Source organism: Streptomyces sp. NPDC031426 (assembly GCF_055581585.1).
Map to the genome: position 1 here is coordinate 36,030 of NZ_JBVIJE010000012.1, position 14,888 is coordinate 50,917.

The 14,888-nt window shown below is 69.9% G+C and carries 11 protein-coding genes; 1 reads left to right on the top strand and 10 read right to left on the bottom strand.

Translation table 11 applies throughout. The features are described from left to right. Positions 1-225: hypothetical protein (locus tag ACZ5NH_RS25120; RefSeq protein WP_468778234.1), on the bottom strand; the 225-nt coding region annotated here is incomplete at its 3' end. 346 nt (positions 226-571) lie between these two features. Here ACZ5NH_RS25120 and ACZ5NH_RS25125 point away from each other — a divergent pair. Next, positions 572-2,398: an AMP-dependent synthetase/ligase gene (locus tag ACZ5NH_RS25125; RefSeq protein ID WP_388633905.1), complete on the top strand. Its 1,827-nt coding sequence runs from the start codon at positions 572-574 to the stop codon at positions 2,396-2,398. A 16-nt stretch (positions 2,399-2,414) separates the two neighbouring features. Here ACZ5NH_RS25125 and ACZ5NH_RS25130 read toward each other — a convergent pair whose 3' ends face one another. The 9 genes from ACZ5NH_RS25130 to pqqA form a co-directional block, all read right to left on the bottom strand. After that, on the bottom strand, positions 2,415-4,445 hold the full coding sequence (locus ACZ5NH_RS25130; RefSeq protein WP_468778235.1) for a PQQ-dependent sugar dehydrogenase: 2,031 nt from the start codon (positions 4,443-4,445) through the stop codon (positions 2,415-2,417). 22 nt (positions 4,446-4,467) lie between these two features. Then, the gene (locus ACZ5NH_RS25135; RefSeq protein WP_468778236.1) at positions 4,468-6,717 is read right to left on the bottom strand and encodes an alpha-galactosidase; all 2,250 of its coding nucleotides are present in this window, start codon (positions 6,715-6,717) and stop codon (positions 4,468-4,470) included. Beyond that, a complete protein-coding gene (locus ACZ5NH_RS25140; RefSeq protein WP_468778238.1) occupies positions 6,714-9,959 on the bottom strand; it encodes a glycosyl hydrolase family 28 protein in 3,246 nt (1,081 codons plus the stop codon). Before ACZ5NH_RS25140 ends, ACZ5NH_RS25135 begins: the two co-directional genes overlap by 4 nt. Positions 9,960-9,972: 13 nt before the next feature. Then, entirely contained in the window at positions 9,973-10,758 is a 786-nt protein-coding gene (locus tag ACZ5NH_RS25145) for a Tat pathway signal sequence domain protein (RefSeq protein ID WP_468778239.1), read from the bottom strand. Positions 10,759-10,763: 5 nt separating this feature from the next. Further along, positions 10,764-12,014 carry a glycoside hydrolase family 88/105 protein gene (locus ACZ5NH_RS25150; RefSeq protein WP_468778241.1) on the bottom strand — a complete coding sequence of 417 codons (1,251 nt, stop codon included), beginning with the start codon at positions 12,012-12,014 and terminating at the stop codon, positions 10,764-10,766. A gap of 318 nt (positions 12,015-12,332) precedes the next feature. Then, a complete protein-coding gene (pqqE, locus tag ACZ5NH_RS25155; protein ID WP_468778242.1) occupies positions 12,333-13,424 on the bottom strand; it encodes a pyrroloquinoline quinone biosynthesis protein PqqE in 1,092 nt (363 codons plus the stop codon). Continuing rightward, the gene (pqqD, locus tag ACZ5NH_RS25160) at positions 13,421-13,705 is read right to left on the bottom strand and encodes a pyrroloquinoline quinone biosynthesis peptide chaperone PqqD (protein ID WP_451554684.1); all 285 of its coding nucleotides are present in this window, start codon (positions 13,703-13,705) and stop codon (positions 13,421-13,423) included. The genes pqqE and pqqD overlap by 4 nt, the downstream gene beginning before the upstream one ends. Then, positions 13,702-14,427, bottom strand: a complete 726-nt coding sequence (pqqC, locus tag ACZ5NH_RS25165) for a pyrroloquinoline-quinone synthase PqqC (RefSeq protein WP_468778244.1) — start codon at positions 14,425-14,427, stop codon at positions 13,702-13,704. Before pqqC ends, pqqD begins: the two co-directional genes overlap by 4 nt. After that, positions 14,424-14,591: a pyrroloquinoline quinone precursor peptide PqqA gene (gene pqqA / locus ACZ5NH_RS25170; protein ID WP_468778246.1), complete on the bottom strand. Its 168-nt coding sequence runs from the start codon at positions 14,589-14,591 to the stop codon at positions 14,424-14,426. Before pqqA ends, pqqC begins: the two co-directional genes overlap by 4 nt. Positions 14,592-14,888 lie beyond the last annotated feature (297 nt).

The following is a 14,888-nucleotide window of genomic DNA, read 5'->3' on the forward strand; positions in this document are numbered from 1 at the left end:
GGGGAGCGGCTGCGGCGACGGGTCGGCCGAGGCCCGTAGCCGCAGCACCGGATCCGTCAGCTGCTCGACCCGGCGCGGAAACGGCGCGGCCGGCCCGGACCGTGCCTCGTATGCGCCGATCCCCGGGGCACGGCGGAGGAAGCGGCGAACGCGCTGGCCACCGCCGTCCTCGCGGGCGGGGAGCGGCTGCGGCGACGGGTCGGCCGAGGCCCGTAGCCGCAGCACCGGATCCGTCAGCTGCTCGACCCGGCGCGGAAACGGCGCGGCCGGCCCCCCGCCACCCTCCCGCTTCCGGCCCGGACCGTGCCTCGTATGCGCCGATCGATACGGTGTGCGCCGTAATCCCCGCGTACAGATTCGGTGGAGATTACGGCACCGAAACTTACTGACCCGTCAGTATCATGTCCGGCCCTTCCCCATGTGCGGGCATTTTCCGGTCACCGCCCGGGGGAAACGTGAGGTTTGCTGGGTTTCCTACCCCCTCCCGCGCGGTGACGGCGTGGGGTAGCTTTCACCGCGCTGTGCCGAGCGTCACGGGCATGACCAAGCAGCGAGGATCGGGGAGCGAGGTTTGCGCGAGTTCACCAACCCGCCGCTCACGACGGCGCCGCCGGTGGGCGGTCTGGCCGACGTGGTCTTCGAGCATGCCCGGACGGACCCGACACACGTCGCTCTCGGCCGCAAGGACGCCGCCGGGCAGTGGCGGGACGTGACCTCCACCGAGTTCCGCGACGAGGTCATGGCCCTCGCCAAGGGCCTCCTCGCGCGCGGTATCCGCTTCGGCGACCGCGTCGCCATCATGTCCCGCACCCGCTACGAGTGGACCCTGTTCGACTTCGCCCTGTGGTCGATCGGCGCCCAGGTGGTGCCCGTCTACCCCACCTCCTCGGCCGAGCAGTGCTTCTGGATGCTGTACGACGCCGAGGTGTCCGCGGCGATCGTGGAGCACGAGGACCACGCGATGACCATCGCCACGGTCATCGACCGGCTCCCGCAGCTGCGCCAGCTCTGGCAGCTGGACTCGGGCTGTGTGCAGGAGCTGTACGACGCCGGGGCGCATCTGGACGACGAGCTGGTGCACCGGCACCGGCAGGCGGTCACCCCGGACTCGGTCGCCACGATCATCTACACCTCGGGCACCACCGGCCGCCCCAAGGGCTGTGTCCTCTCACACGCCAACTTCATGTACGAGGCGGACACGATGATCCAGCGGTGGCAGCCGGTGTTCCAGACCAAGAAGGACGACGAGGCCTCCACCCTGCTGTTCCTGCCGCTCGCGCACGTCTTCGGGCGGATGGTGGAGGTCGCCGCGATCCGCGGCGGGGTCCGCTTCGGGCACCAGCCGCAGCTGAACGCCGCCGCCCTGCTGCCCGATCTGCAGGCGTTCAAGCCGACGTTCATCCTCGCGGTGCCGTACATCTTCGAGAAGGTGTTCAACTCGGCCCGCCGGAAGGCGGAGAAGGAAGGCAAGTCGGGGCCGTTCGAGAAGGCGGTCGACATCGCGGTGAAGTACGCGGAGGCCGTGGAGGCCAAGGCGTGGGGCACCGGGCCCGGCCCGTCGGCGGGGCTGCGCATGCAGCACCAGTTCTTCGACAAGGTCGTGTACTCCAAGGTCCGCGCGGCGATGGGCGGCCGGATCCGCAACGCGATGTCCGGCGGTTCCGCGATGGACCGCCGGCTGGGCCTGTTCTTCGCGGGCGCCGGTGTGCAGATCTACGAGGGCTACGGCCTGACCGAGTCGACGGCCGCGGCGACCGCCAACCCGCCCGAGCGCACCCGCTACGGCACCGTCGGCCAGGCCATCCCCGGCGTGACCGTGCACATCGCCGACGACGGGGAGATCTGGCTCTACGGCGGAAACGTCTTCCAGGGCTACCTGAACAACCCGAAGGCCAGCGACCAGACCCTGCACGACGGCTGGCTGGCCACCGGCGACCTCGGTGCGCTCGACGACGACGGCTATCTGACCATCACCGGCCGCAAGAAGGAGATCCTGGTGACCTCCGGCGGCAAGAGCGTCTCCCCCGGGGTGCTGGAGGAGCGGGTCCGCGAGCATCCGCTGGTCAACCAGTGCATCGTCGTCGGCAACGACCGCCCCTACATCGCCGCCCTGGTCACCCTGGACCAGGAGGCCGTCGAGCACTGGCTGCAGATGCGCGGAAAGCCGCGGATGACCCCGGTCCAGCTGGTGCGCGACCCGGACCTGGAGACGGAGGTGCGGCGGGCGGTGGTCGCCGCCAACACCCTCGTCTCCCAGGCCGAGTCGATCCGTACCTTCCGCATACTGGCGCAGCCGTTCACCGAGGAACACGGCCTGCTGACACCGTCGTTGAAGCTGAAGCGGAAGGCGATCGAGAAGGCGTACGACAACGAGGTCGAGGCCCTCTACCGGACGTGATACTCCTGATGGTGCGTCAGCTGATCGTCACCTTGAAGATCTTGTCCGAGCCGTCGGCGGCACCCCCGTTGTTGTCGCAGTTGGTGGTGGACAGCCACAGCTGGTCGGCGCCCGGGACCTTGGTGACCGTACGCAGCCGGCCGTAGGTGCCGACGTAGTACGCGCTCGGGGTGCCCACACTCTCGGTGTCGCCGTTGATGGGGATCCGCCACAGGCGTTCGCCGCGCAGGGACGCCATGTAGATCACGTTGCGGACGATGGCGATGCCGCTCGGTGAGGCCTCGGAGACGTTCCAGGTGGCCTTGGGGTTGGTCATGCCGGCGACGTTGCAGCTGCCCTCGCAGGTGGGCCAGCCGTAGTTCGCGCCGGGCTTGATGAGGTTGAGTTCGTCCTTGGAGCTGTTGCCGAACTCCGCCTCCCAGAGCCTGCCGTTGCGGTCGAAGGCGAGGCCCTGCGGGTTGCGGTGGCCCAAGGAGTAGACGTAGTTGCCGAAGGGGTTGCCGGGGGCCGGCTTGCCGTCGGTGGTCATGCGCAGGATCTTGCCGTTGAGGGAGTTCTTGTCCTGCGCGAGGTCGGGCTGCTGGGCCTCGCCCGTGGAGACGTACAGGTAGCCGTCGGGGCCGAAGGCGAGGCGTCCGCCGTTGTGGTAGCGGTTCTTCTTGATGCCCTGGAGCAGCACCTTGTAGTCGCTGAGCGTCGTGCCGTCGTAGGCCATGCGGACGACCCGGTTGCCCTCGGCGGCGGTGTGCATGAAGTACACGTAGTGGTCGGTCTCCCACTTGGGGTCGACGGCGACACCGAGCAGACCGCCCTCGCCGTTGGTGGTGACGGCGTTGGGGACCGTGCCCACCTGCGTCCTTGTGCCGCTCTTTGTCAGCTTCCAGACCCGGAAGTCGTCCCGCTCGGTGACCAGGGCGGACTGTCCGTCGGGCAGCCAGTAGGTGCCCCAGGGGATGGTCCAGCCGGTGGAGAGGGTGGCGATGGAGGAGGGGACACCGCCGTCGGTGGCGCAGGCCCTGGTGGTGAAGGTGACCGTGTTGCTCGGCGCGGAGACATTGCCGGCGGCGTCCCGGGCGACGACGTTCAGGCTGTACGGGCTGTCGCAGGCGAGCCCGGTGAGGGTGGTGGACGTACCGCTGGTGACGGTCTTGTAGACGGTGGTGTCGCTGCGCACGTCGTAGGCGGTGACCGCGTGGTCGTCGGTCGAGGCGCCCCAGGTGAGGTCGACCGTGTTCGATGTGACATCGGCCGTGTGCAGGGTGCCGGGCGCGGTCGGCGGTGTGGTGTCGGAGCTGGGCCGGGTGGTGCAGTCGACGACCGGGCTGGCGGGCGAGGTGTTGCCGGCCGCGTCACGGGCGATGACCGTGAGGTCGTAGGTGGTGTTCGGGGCGAGTCCGGTCAGTGTCTTCGAGGTCGCGTCGCCCGCCGCCTCGCCGATCTTGTTGCCGTGCTCGTAGAGGTCGTACGCCGCGACGCCCACGTCGTCCGTCGACGCGCCCCAGGCCAGGGTCAGGCGGTCCTCGCCGATGTCCGAGCAGGAGGGCTGCCCGGGGCGGGTGGGCGCCTGGGTGTCGGACGGCGTGCCGAGGCTCATGCGGTCGAGGTTGGGGCCGCCGTTCACGGTGGTGGCCGTCGCCCGGATCTTGTTGCTGCCCGCCTTCAGGGTGACGTTGACGGATTCGGCCGCCCAGGTGTTCCAGTCGGCCGTGCCCGGGAAGGAGACGGCGGGCGCGACCACGGTGCCGTTGACGGACAGGTCCATCGGCCGGTCGGCGGTGGTGCCGTTGGCGTACCGCAGGGTGACCGACGCGGGCCCGGCGGCGGCCGCGCTGACCGTGAACTCCACGTAGGAGCCCTTGACGTTGGTGTAGTCGACGAAGCCGGTGCCCGTGTAGCCGGTGTGGTTGGTGGCGACGGCACCCTGGGAGATCAGGGCGTCCTCGGCCTGGTAGTCGGTGGCGGCGAGGGCGGTGCCCTGGCTGAGCCCGGCGAGGGGCAGTGCGAGGGCCACGGCGAGGCCGTACGGCAGAACTCTTCTGAGACGCATGGGTGTTTCCCCTTGTTTTCCCTCAGCCCGTGTACTGGGTGAAGACCTTGAGGTAGTCGTACGGCTGCTGCGACACGCCGCTGCAGGAGTCGCCGTCGGTGCCGGCGCCGCAGGGGCGGTCGCGGTTGGCGGACCAGTAGGTGAGGCGCGCGATGTGGTGCTGCCGGGCGTAGGCGAGCATGGTCCGGAAGTCGGCGACGCGGACGCGCTCACCGGAGTCGTCCGTCCTGCCGTTCATCGACGACAGGCCGATGTGGGCGTAGGCGGTGGCGTCGTCGTAGCCGTAGGCCGCCTTGACCCGGGCCTTGAGGCCGTCCATGGCCCGGGTGGTGAGGGTGCCCATGGTCGTGGTGCCGCCGCCGAAGTCGAACGGCATGACGCACCAGACGTCGTTCGCCAGGCCGGACCTTGCCGCGCGTTTGATCATGTCGACGCCGGTCGCGTCGGGGCCGCTGGTGGTGGTGCCGAAGGTGATGACCGTCTTCAGGCCGGGGTTGTTCGCCTTCACGGTCTTCAGGGCGTCGACGACACGCTGGCGGACGGTGGCGTTCGACCATTCGGTGTTCTCGATGTCGATGTCGAGCGCCTTCAGCCGGTAGGCGTTGATCACCTTCTGATAGGCGCCGGCCAGTGCGGAGGCGCTGGAGCACTTCTCCCCCAGCTTGGCGCCGCTCCAGCCGCCGACGGAGACGATCACATCGCCGCCGGCGGATCGGATGCGGTCGATCGCCGACCGGTCGCTGCCGCCGGTCAGCGGCCGGCTGCCGTCCCACTTGGGGTTGCAGGTGCCGTCGGACAGCACGAAGGCGAGGGTGAACCACTTGACGCCGGTCGCCGCCATCACCTGCGTCGGGTCCGGCGGATCGCCCCAGCCGAGGTACTCGTACGGGGCGACGGCCATGCCGGGGGACGCCGCGAGCGTCTGCGCGGAGGCGGTGGGCCTGACCCGGATGAGCCGGGTCTCGCCGGGGCGGAGGGTCGCGCGGTAGGAGCCGGCGACCGTGCCCTTGTGGGAGCCGGACCACAGGTCGGTGACGTCACCGGAGCCGGTGAAGCCGACCTGGGACCAGTTCACGGTGACCGTGGCGCTGCCGGAGGTTCCGGTGTCGAACAGGGCCACCACATAGTCGCCGTCGCTCTCCCGCTTGCTCCAGACCTGCTGGACACCGCTGTTCACGATCCGTTTCGCCGCGACCCCGTCCTGGTCGACGCCGATCAGCCGGTCGTTGGTGAGCATCGCCTTGTCGACGGGGTCAAGGTGGGTGAGGTCGGTGCCGAGCAGCAGCGGGGCCGCCGCCATCGACCACAGCGTGAGGTGCGAGCGGCGCTGGTCGGCCGTGAGGCCCACCTGGTCGCCGTTGCCGATCTCCAGGGAGTCCAGGTCGTTCCAGCCGCCGGGGCCGGCGTACGGCTGCCAGGACGCGGCCGAGTCGAACCGCTTGGCGACATGGGACCAGTCGGTGAGCGGATAGCCGCTGCCGTTGGAGCCGGGGCCGCAGTAGCACTCCACGTCGCCCTGGGTGCGCCAGCTGTTGGCGAGTGTGCGCCAGGTGGACGCGTCGGCGATCGGAAGGTTGTTGGACAGCGCGAAGTTGATGGGCCGTCCGGTGGCGCGGAGCGCCCTGTCCCAGGCCCGGACGTCGGGGACGTCCTGGCTGCCCACGCCGTCGATCTTCAGGTAGTCGACTCCCCAGGAGGCGAACTGCCTGGCCCAGGAGTTCACGAACTCCTGGGCGCCCGGCTTGGAGTAGTCGATGGAGTACATGTTCTTGCAGTTGTAGTTCTTCTCGGCCTTCGAGGTGTCCGCGATGTCCTTCGCGTGGTACGAGGTTCCCTCGATCGGCGTGTTCTTGAGGACGGCGTTCTTCGCGATGCCGGGCGTCACGTAGAAGCCGAACTTCAGGCCCTTGGCGTGGATGTGGTCGGCGAGGGCCTTGATGCCGTCCGGGAACTTGGCCGTATCGACGGCCCAGCGGCCGAAGTCGTCCACGACGAAGCCGTTGTCGTCGCACTTCTGCCAGAAGTCGTCGAGGTTGACGTAGACGAAGCCGTGGTTCCTCAGACCGCCGGAGACCAGCGCGTCGGCCTGTGCCTCGATCTTGGCCTCGGTCGGCTGCCGGCGTACGAAGCTCCAGCTGCTCCAGCCCATGGCGGGCCGCGGGGACTGGCCGTTGTCGGAGGCGGCCGCGGGGTGGGCGGCGCCGGTGAGGGGCACCGCGGCGGCGACGAGCAGTCCGGCCGCCGCCATCGTCAGGGTTCTGAGCCGGGTCATGGACGTCCCTTCGGGGCGGGGGTTGCGTAGGAGGTGCCGATCCAGGCCTCGTCGATCCGCAGCCGCTGGTAGCGGGTGCTGTCGGTGGCGGCGGCCCAGGTGGTGTCGATCTCCAGGCGGACGTAGCGGGCCGTGGCGGCGGTCAGGTCGATACCCTGGATCCCGCGTGCGCTGGGAAGTTGGCCGGTCTTCACCGGGCTGCCCCAGTTCTTGCCGTCGTCGCTGAGGTAGACCTTGTAGTCCTTGATCCGTGCGGACTGTTCGGTGGCGGAACGGGCGTAGGCGACGGAGTCCTCGCGCTGGTTCAGCCCGAGGTACTGCACCTTCTTCGCCGTGCCGAGGTCGAAGGTGAGGTTCACCGGGAGCGTCTTGTCGTTGTCCCAGTAGGTGAGGTGGTCGCCGTCGCCGGCGGCGGAGCCGGGATGGCCGCTCGCGGACGCGCCGGCGGTGACCTTGACGCCGGTCGCGATGCCCTGGCGACCCGCGGTGATCACCTTGAAGACGGTGTCGTACGGGTCCCAGCCGCCGAGGCCGCTGAGGGTGAGCACCCCGCCGGACTGCGACCACGAAACGGGCGCGCCGGTGCGGAGGTTGGTGACCGAGGCGATGCGGTAACCGTTGTCGCGGATGCGCAGGGTGCCGGTGCTCGGCGGGGTCAGGACGTGGATGTACTGCCGGTTCGGGTCGTCCTTGGCGATGGTGGTGACGCCGTGGGCGCCGTCGTTCCAGAAGCCGGGTTTGAGGCCGCCGTACATGTAGCCGCCGCCCTCGGTGCCGTGCAGGGACTCCCAGATCTTGTCGAGGTAGGAATTCGCGAAGTTGTTGAAGTCCGCCTGGTTCGCCGGGAACTTCCCGTTGAGCTCGGCGGTCTCCGCCATGAGCGCCTTCACCGAGGAGCCGGCGTTGGTGATCAGCCGGCCGAGCGTGAGCTTCTTGTCGACGGTCGGGTTCGAGCCGTCGTACCACCAGGCGCCGGTCGAGGGCAGCTTGAAGTCCGCTTCCGTCAAGCGGGGTTGGGCGGTGTAGATCGCCTGCGGATAGTCGTAGGCGGGCGTCATCCCCGTCTTCTGCTCATTGCTGATCATGTCCATGATCGGCGTGTCTTCGTTGTTGTTGCTGAGCGTGTAGTTCGGGCGCTTCTGATAGATCTGCGCGTAGAGGTTGTGGCTCTCCCAGTACGCGTTGTCGTTGTCGATCCAGAAGCCGCCGAGGTCGGGGTAGCGGTCCATGACCTCGAAGAAGTTGTCGTAGGAGAACTGCCCGAAGCCGTCGCGGGTGGTCAGGTCGATGTTCTTGCCCGTGTAGGCGGAGTAGGCGGCCGAGTCGAGCCACTCGTGGCCGCCGTCGTCGTGCCACTGGGGGTCGTCGGTCATGTAGAGGATGACCTTCATGCCCTTGGCCTTGGCGGCGTTGATCAGCTCACCGAGGAAGTCCCGCTTGGTGGAGCAGGAACCGGGGATCTTCGACGGCCAGGGGCGGGCGTAGCCGAGCCGGCTGTGGAAGGTGGCCAGCACGATGTACTGCGTGTGCAGTTTCCGCGCCTCGTTCACCCAGTAGTCCGGCGTCCAGCCGCCGCTGGTGACGTCCTTCTCCCAGGCGGTGCAGCTGGTGTGGGCGGGGGCGGTACGCAGCCCCCAGTGCAGGAAGAGGCCGCCGACGGAGGCGCGGAGGAAGGCCTGGCGGGGGTTCTCGACGTCGCGCGGGCGGACCGGGGCGGCGCAGTTCTGGCTGGATCCGGTGGCCGAGACGCGGAGGGCGCCGCCGGTGGTGGTGTGGCTGTCGCTGACGCAGTAGCCGGTGACGGACTGGAACCCGAGGTCGTGCGGCGAGTTGCCGCCCTTCTGCGCGGTGAACCGGGTCAGCCGGATGCCGCTCGCCGAGTTGGCGATGAGGGCGGGGCGGCCGTCGTCCGCCGCGAACTTCACCGAGCTGTCGGTGAAGGTGACGCCGTCGGCATCGTGCAGATACCAGCCGTACGCCGGCCGGGTCCCGATGCTGTTCGGGTTGTAGTCCTTCGGGTCGTTGCCCGGCACACCGGTGGACACGGTGCCGTTGCCGCCGGGGACGGTGATGTCGACGTTGTTGAAGGTGACGTCGCTGATGCGGTGGCCGTCCTCGCCCCACAGGGTCGGGCTGAAGGACGGGCTGTTTCCGGTGGCCGTGATGTTGTCGTACGTGATGTCCCTGATCGATCCGACACCCGGACTGTTTCCGCACCGTTTGCGCGTGCCGATCTTCTCCATGATCGGCGAGTGCACATTGGTCATGGTGATGTCGCGGTAGTGGACGTCGGAGATCTTCGCGCCGTCCATGGAGACCATGCCGAGCCCGGACTTGTCGGCGCCCTCGACACGGATCTTCTCGAACTGGTAGTCGCTGAAGTCGCCGCAGGTCTCGGAGCCGAACATCAGGGCGTTGCAGCAGCGTGCCGACAGCACCGAATCGCTCACGCGGACATGGCCGTTGGGAAGCTTGGCGCCGAGGGCGTAGTCGCTCTTGAAGACCAGGGCGTCGTCGTTGGCCGCGATGTGCGCGTTGGTGATCGTCGCGTTGGTCGTGGAGATGACGTTCCAGCCGTCGCGGTCGCTCGCGGTGTCGATGGTCAGATGGTCGGAGACGACGTTCGTGCAGCCGTTGATCAGGGCGGCGAAGTGGCCGCCGCGGCGCAGGGTGAGCCCGTCGCCGAGCCGGAGTCCGTCGCAGCGGGTCAGCGACAGGATCTTGTCGGCCTGGCCGGACTTGGGGTTGCCGGTGATCAGGTTGCCGGCGCCGTCGATGACCCCGCCGCCGGTGAAGCCGATGTCGGTCAGCCGGTCGCCGTAGATCATCGCGTTGTGGAAGTGGCTGTGCCCGTAGTCCTGGTACCTGTCGTTCGGGTTGGACTCGGGCGGGTCGTAGGTGCCGGCGGAGGAGCCCTGGAGGGTGGCGCCCTTGTCGAGCTGGAGCGTCACATGGCTTTTCATGTGGATGGTGTTCTTGGACTTGTAGGTGCCGGCCGGGAAGTGGACGGTGCCGCCGCCCGCCGCGTTGGCCGCGGTGATGGCCTTGTCGATGGCGGGGGTGTCATTGGTCGAGCCGTCGCCCTTGGCGCCGTAGTCGCGCACGTCGTACACGGTTGCCCGGGGTGGCGTGGCGGGGTGCGGGGCCGCGAGGGCGGCGGGCTGGGTGAGGCCGAGGACGACGGCGAGGACGAACAGCACGATCGCCGCCGCGCGTCTCGGGTCGGCGATGAGGGGTTTCATGAGACCGGCTCCTCTAGGCGAGTTGGTAGCCGCGCAGGTTGGTGAGCAGCAGGTAGGTGTCCTGCAGGGATCCGGAGGTGTCGCCGAGGGAGCGGTAGATGCCCCACTTCGGGCGCACCCGGTCGGCGAGGAAGGTGTCGACACCGGACTTCGACTTGTCGATGACGGTCGTGGAGCCGCTCTTGAGGATCCAGCGGACGGAACCGGCCGTGCCGTTGCCGACCTTGATCTGGAAGTCGACGTCGGTCCATGTGTCGTGCAGCGGGCCGAGATTCGTACGGCCGACGAGGATGTCGTCGATGGCGAGCCGCAGTTCGATGGTCTGCACTCCGTTCACCCGCCGCAGCGACTGCACGACGATCGGGGAGGTGCCGGTGCCGGGCTGCTTCATCTGCATGATGTGCGTGAAGGTCGTCGTCGCCTTCAGGGTGCTCGGGATGTACATCGAGTACGTGACCCGCCAGGTCTGGCCCTCGGTCCAGTTCAGGTAGGTGTCGGCGCCGGTGCGCAGGCCGGTGACCTCCTGGCGCTGGCGGTCGGTGGAGGTGTCCCGGTCGACCGTGTGGATGTTGAAGCGCCAGTTGTCGCCGGTGGCGTAGATGTGCGGATGGCCGGCGGGGTGGGAGTGCGCGCGGTCGTCCTCGACGGTCTCGAAGGCGCCGAGCCCGTCGGTGCGCGCGGACGGTGACCACTTCAGCTGCCAGGAGGCGGCGTGGGCCTCGGTGGCCGGCAGGCCGGTCACGGCCGCGGCGGCGCCGCCGAGCGCGGCACCGAGTACGGTCCTTCTGGACGTGCTCATGACACTCAATCACCTCGCAGTTGCTCGTTCATGATCAGGAAGGCTCCGAGCCCGTGGAAGTCGTTGGTGGCCCGGGTGCGGCCGACGTAGTACGCGTAGTCGCCGACGTTGGTGCCGACGGAGATGTCGGCCAGGTTCGTACGGCCGTCCGCGCCGACCGACAGCCGGGCCAGCACGCCTTGGTGGCCACGTCGGGCGACCGCGTTGAAGTGCGGGTCCAGATAGCCCTGTTGGACGCCGCGGGAGAGGGCGTAGGTGAGCATGCTGGAGCAGGAGGTCTCGGTCCAGTTGTCCGGCCGGGAGCCCTTGTCCATCACCTGGAACCAGCGCCCGGACGCCGGGTCCTGGTACTTCTCCAGCGCGGTGGCCAACTTGCCCAATGTCTGGAGGAGTTGGGGACGCCGAGGCTGGTCGGCGGGGATCGCGTCGAGGACGTCGACCAGCGCCATTGCGTACCAGCCGACGGCACGGCACCAGTGCTCCGGGGCGAGTCCGGTGGCCGGGTCGGCCCAGCTCGCCGACCTGGACTGGTCGTAGGCGTGCCGCAACAGGCCGTTTGCCACCTGGAGATGACCGCCGTAGACGGACAGCTGCCTGGCGGCCTCGTCGTTCGTGTACGCGCCGTCGCCGAACTCCCTGCCGTATTCGACCAGGAACGGGTTCACCATGTAGGCGCCGTCCGCCCACAGTTGGTGCGCCCGGCTGCTGGTGTCGGCGTGCCAGAAGCCGCCGTCGGAGGTGCGCGGATAGCTGTTCAGGCGGTCGCGGATCCGCTGCGCGGCCTTGCGGTAGCGGTCCTGGCCCGTCTCGTGGTGCAGGATCACCAGCAGCCGGCCCGCCTGCATGCTGTCGAGGCTGTTGAAGGACTGGTCGATCGTGCCGTCGCTGCGCACGAACCGGTCGACGTAGGCCTTGATGTACGACAGCAGGCGCGGGTCGTGGGTGCGCCGGTAGACGAGGTACTGACCGTAGAGGTACAGGCCCACGGGGTACGACCAGCCGCCGATGTTGACCGGCGTGTAGCGCGCCATGGTGGAGTCGACGACGGCCGCGGACCAGTCACGGGCGGCGGCGGGGTCCGGACGGGTGAGGGCGGCGGCCGGGACTGGACGGGTCAGGGCGGGCGCGCCGGTGGGAACGGGACGGGTGAAGGCGGGGGCGGCGTTCGCCGGGGGTACGGCGGCGGGCAGCGCGGCCAGGGTGACGATGGTGAGTGCGGCGGCGGTCAGCGCCGCCCGCAGGCGTCGGCGTCTCACGGTGCTCCTTCTCGGTAGGCGTACGCGGGCGGATCCGGGGCGAGGGCGACGCCGCGCACCGCGTTATCGGCGAGGTGGCCGGCGGTTCCGTGCGTGCCGGCAGACTGAGTCCGTGCGGGTGACGCCGCCGGACGGCGCCGCCCGCGGGCGCCGGCGTCTCAACGGCCTCCCGCTCGGCAGGCGTACGCGGGTAGGTGCGGGGGCGCGGGCGACGCCGAACACCGCCGCGTCCACGAGGTGACTGTCCCGGGCGTGCCGACAGACTGAGTCCGTGCGGGTGACGCCGCCGGACGGCGCCGCCCGCGGGCGTCGGCGTCATCACGGTGGTCCTTCTCGGTAGGCGTACGCGGGCGAGTGCGGGGCGCGGGCGGCGCCGAGCACCGCCGCGTCGACGAGGTGGCGGTCCGGGGCGTGCCGGCAGGCGGGGTCGGTGCGGGTGGCGTCGCCGGTCAGGGCGTATGCCTGGCAGCGGCAGCCGCCGTGGTCGGCCGTGCGCAGGGCGCAGCCGCGGCACGGTTCGGGCATCCAGGACTCGCCCCGGAAGGCGTTGAAGGATCTCGAGTCCCGCCAGATCCAGGCCAGTTCGCGGTTCGTCACGTTCGGCCGGTCCAAGCCGGGCAGGGTGCCGGCCGCGGGGCATGGCAGCACCGTGCCGTCCGGGGCCACGGTGAGCGAGACGGCACCCCAGCCGCCCATGCAGGGCTTCGCGGTGGCGTCCAGCAGGTCGGGTGCCACCCACACCAACTCCAGTGACTGGCCCAGACGTTCACGCCAGTGGGCCACTCGGGCGCGGGCGCGTTCGATCTGGGCGGGTGTGGGCAGCAGCGCGGCGCGGTTGCGGGCCGCCCAGCCGTGGTACTGGGTGTTCGCCAGCTCGATCCGGTCGGCGCCCCAGTCGAGCGCGAGCCGGATCAGGCCGTCGAGGTCGTCCAGGTTGCCGCGGTGCAGCACGGCGTTCAGCCCCAGAGGCAGTCCGGCCTCGCGGATCAGCCGGGCGGCGCGCTCCTTCGCCGTGAAGGACCTTGCCCCCGCGATGCGTTCGGCGGCAGCACGGTCCGCATGCTGCACCGACAGCTGCACACTGCGCAGCCCGGCCCCGGTCAGCTCGGCCAGCCGCCGCGCACCGAGACCCACCCCACTGGTGACGAGCTGGGTGTACAGACCCGCGCCGTCGGCGGCGGCCACCAGGTCGGGCAGGTCCCGCCGCAGCAGCGGCTCGCCGCCGGACAGATGGGTGTGGACGACGCCGAGGGCGCCCGCCTGCCGGAAGACCTCCGACCACTGGTCCGTGGACAACTCGGCTGACCGGCCGACCAGTTCGAGTGGGTTGGAGCAGTAGCCGCAGCGCAGTGGGCAGGCGTGGGTGAGTTCGGCGAGCAGGGCCCAGGGAGGATCGGGAGGCGCGGTCATCTGAGCCAGCCCTCCTTGCGTAACCGGCCGAGGAACTCCGGGACTTCGGCGGCGACGGGCGCGGCGGGATGGCGTACGGCCAGCTCGGCGACGACGGCGGCCACGTCCCGCACCCCGTCGCACAGCCGGAGCACACCGCCCGCACTGCCGTCGAGCACCACCACCCGCTCCGGCAGCAGCAACAGGTCGGCGTCCCGCACCGGGTCGCGGCGCAGCACCACCCCTCGGGCGAGGACGGGCCGCCATGACATGGCGAGTGAGGCCGACGGCGCCGCTGTCATGGCTCGCTCCGGTCCACCGCGTCCAGCAGGGCCCACAGCACCTCGCACTTGAACTCCAGTGCCCCGACAGCCCGTTCCTGCTCCTCGCGGGTGCGAGCCCGGGCGAGGACCAGGGCCAGGGCCTGTTCGGCGTCCCGGGCGCCCTGGGTGACGCGGGTGCGGAAGTAGGCGAGGCCCGCCGGGTCGATCCACGGGTAGTGGCGTTCGAAGGCGGCGATGCGAGTGCGCATCAGATCCGGGGCGGACAGCTCGGTCAGCGAGGCCGCGACCGCGTCCAGCAGCGGGCGCCGCCGGCAGAAGGTGACGTACCCCTCCACCGCGAACCGCACCGCGGGCGGCACCCGGGCGGTGTCCCACAGCTCCTCGCGGGCGAGGCCGGCCGCCTCGCCCAGCCGCAGCCAGCGCTCGATGCCGCCGCCCTCCAGGGAGTCGGTGTCGGTACCGTCCTGGTCGTGGATGCGGCGCAGCCAGGCGCGGCGCTCCTCGGGCCGGTCGAGCTTGGCGAGGATCAGCGCGTCCTTGACGGGGATGTGCCGCTGGTAGTGGAAGCGGGCGGCGATCCAGCGGCGCAGTTCCGCGGGGGTCAGTTCGCCGCGGTGCATCCGCTGGTTGAAGGGGTGCCGGTCGTGGTAGCGCGTCGCGGTGACCGCGCGCAGCCGCTCGGTGAACTCGGCGGCCGGCCAGGCGGCGCGGCCGTCGAGCTCCGGTGGTGCCGCGGTCATGCGGCCGGGGGCGGCTCGGGCGGACGCCGGTCGGCCAGCGCGTACGCGGTCACCTCCAGCGCGGTCTCCACGATGTGGTAACCAGGGCTTTTCCAGACCTTTTCATCGGATGTCTGGGGGGCGGTGTGGTGCGTCGGGACAGACTGCGAAGGGTTCTCGTTCATGGGTGCGTACCCGCTTTCCTGAGGGTGGGGAGTCTCAGAAGGGAGCCGGAGTGAAGACGGGGCCTGGTCAGGGCGCGTTCACATGCATGCACCGGGTTCAGTGACACGTCCGGTGGCGCGATACAGAGTCGCGGGACGAAGGGCTCCGGTCAATGGTCCGGACCGAAAACGTCGGATGCGTTTCCGGCCAATCTCCGCTCCGGGAACTGACTGACCGGTCAGTCGAGGCGGTTCGTGCCGTAAGGAATGCGCCGCGGCGCGTGATCGTTGACCATGGAGTACCACTTGTCGACAACC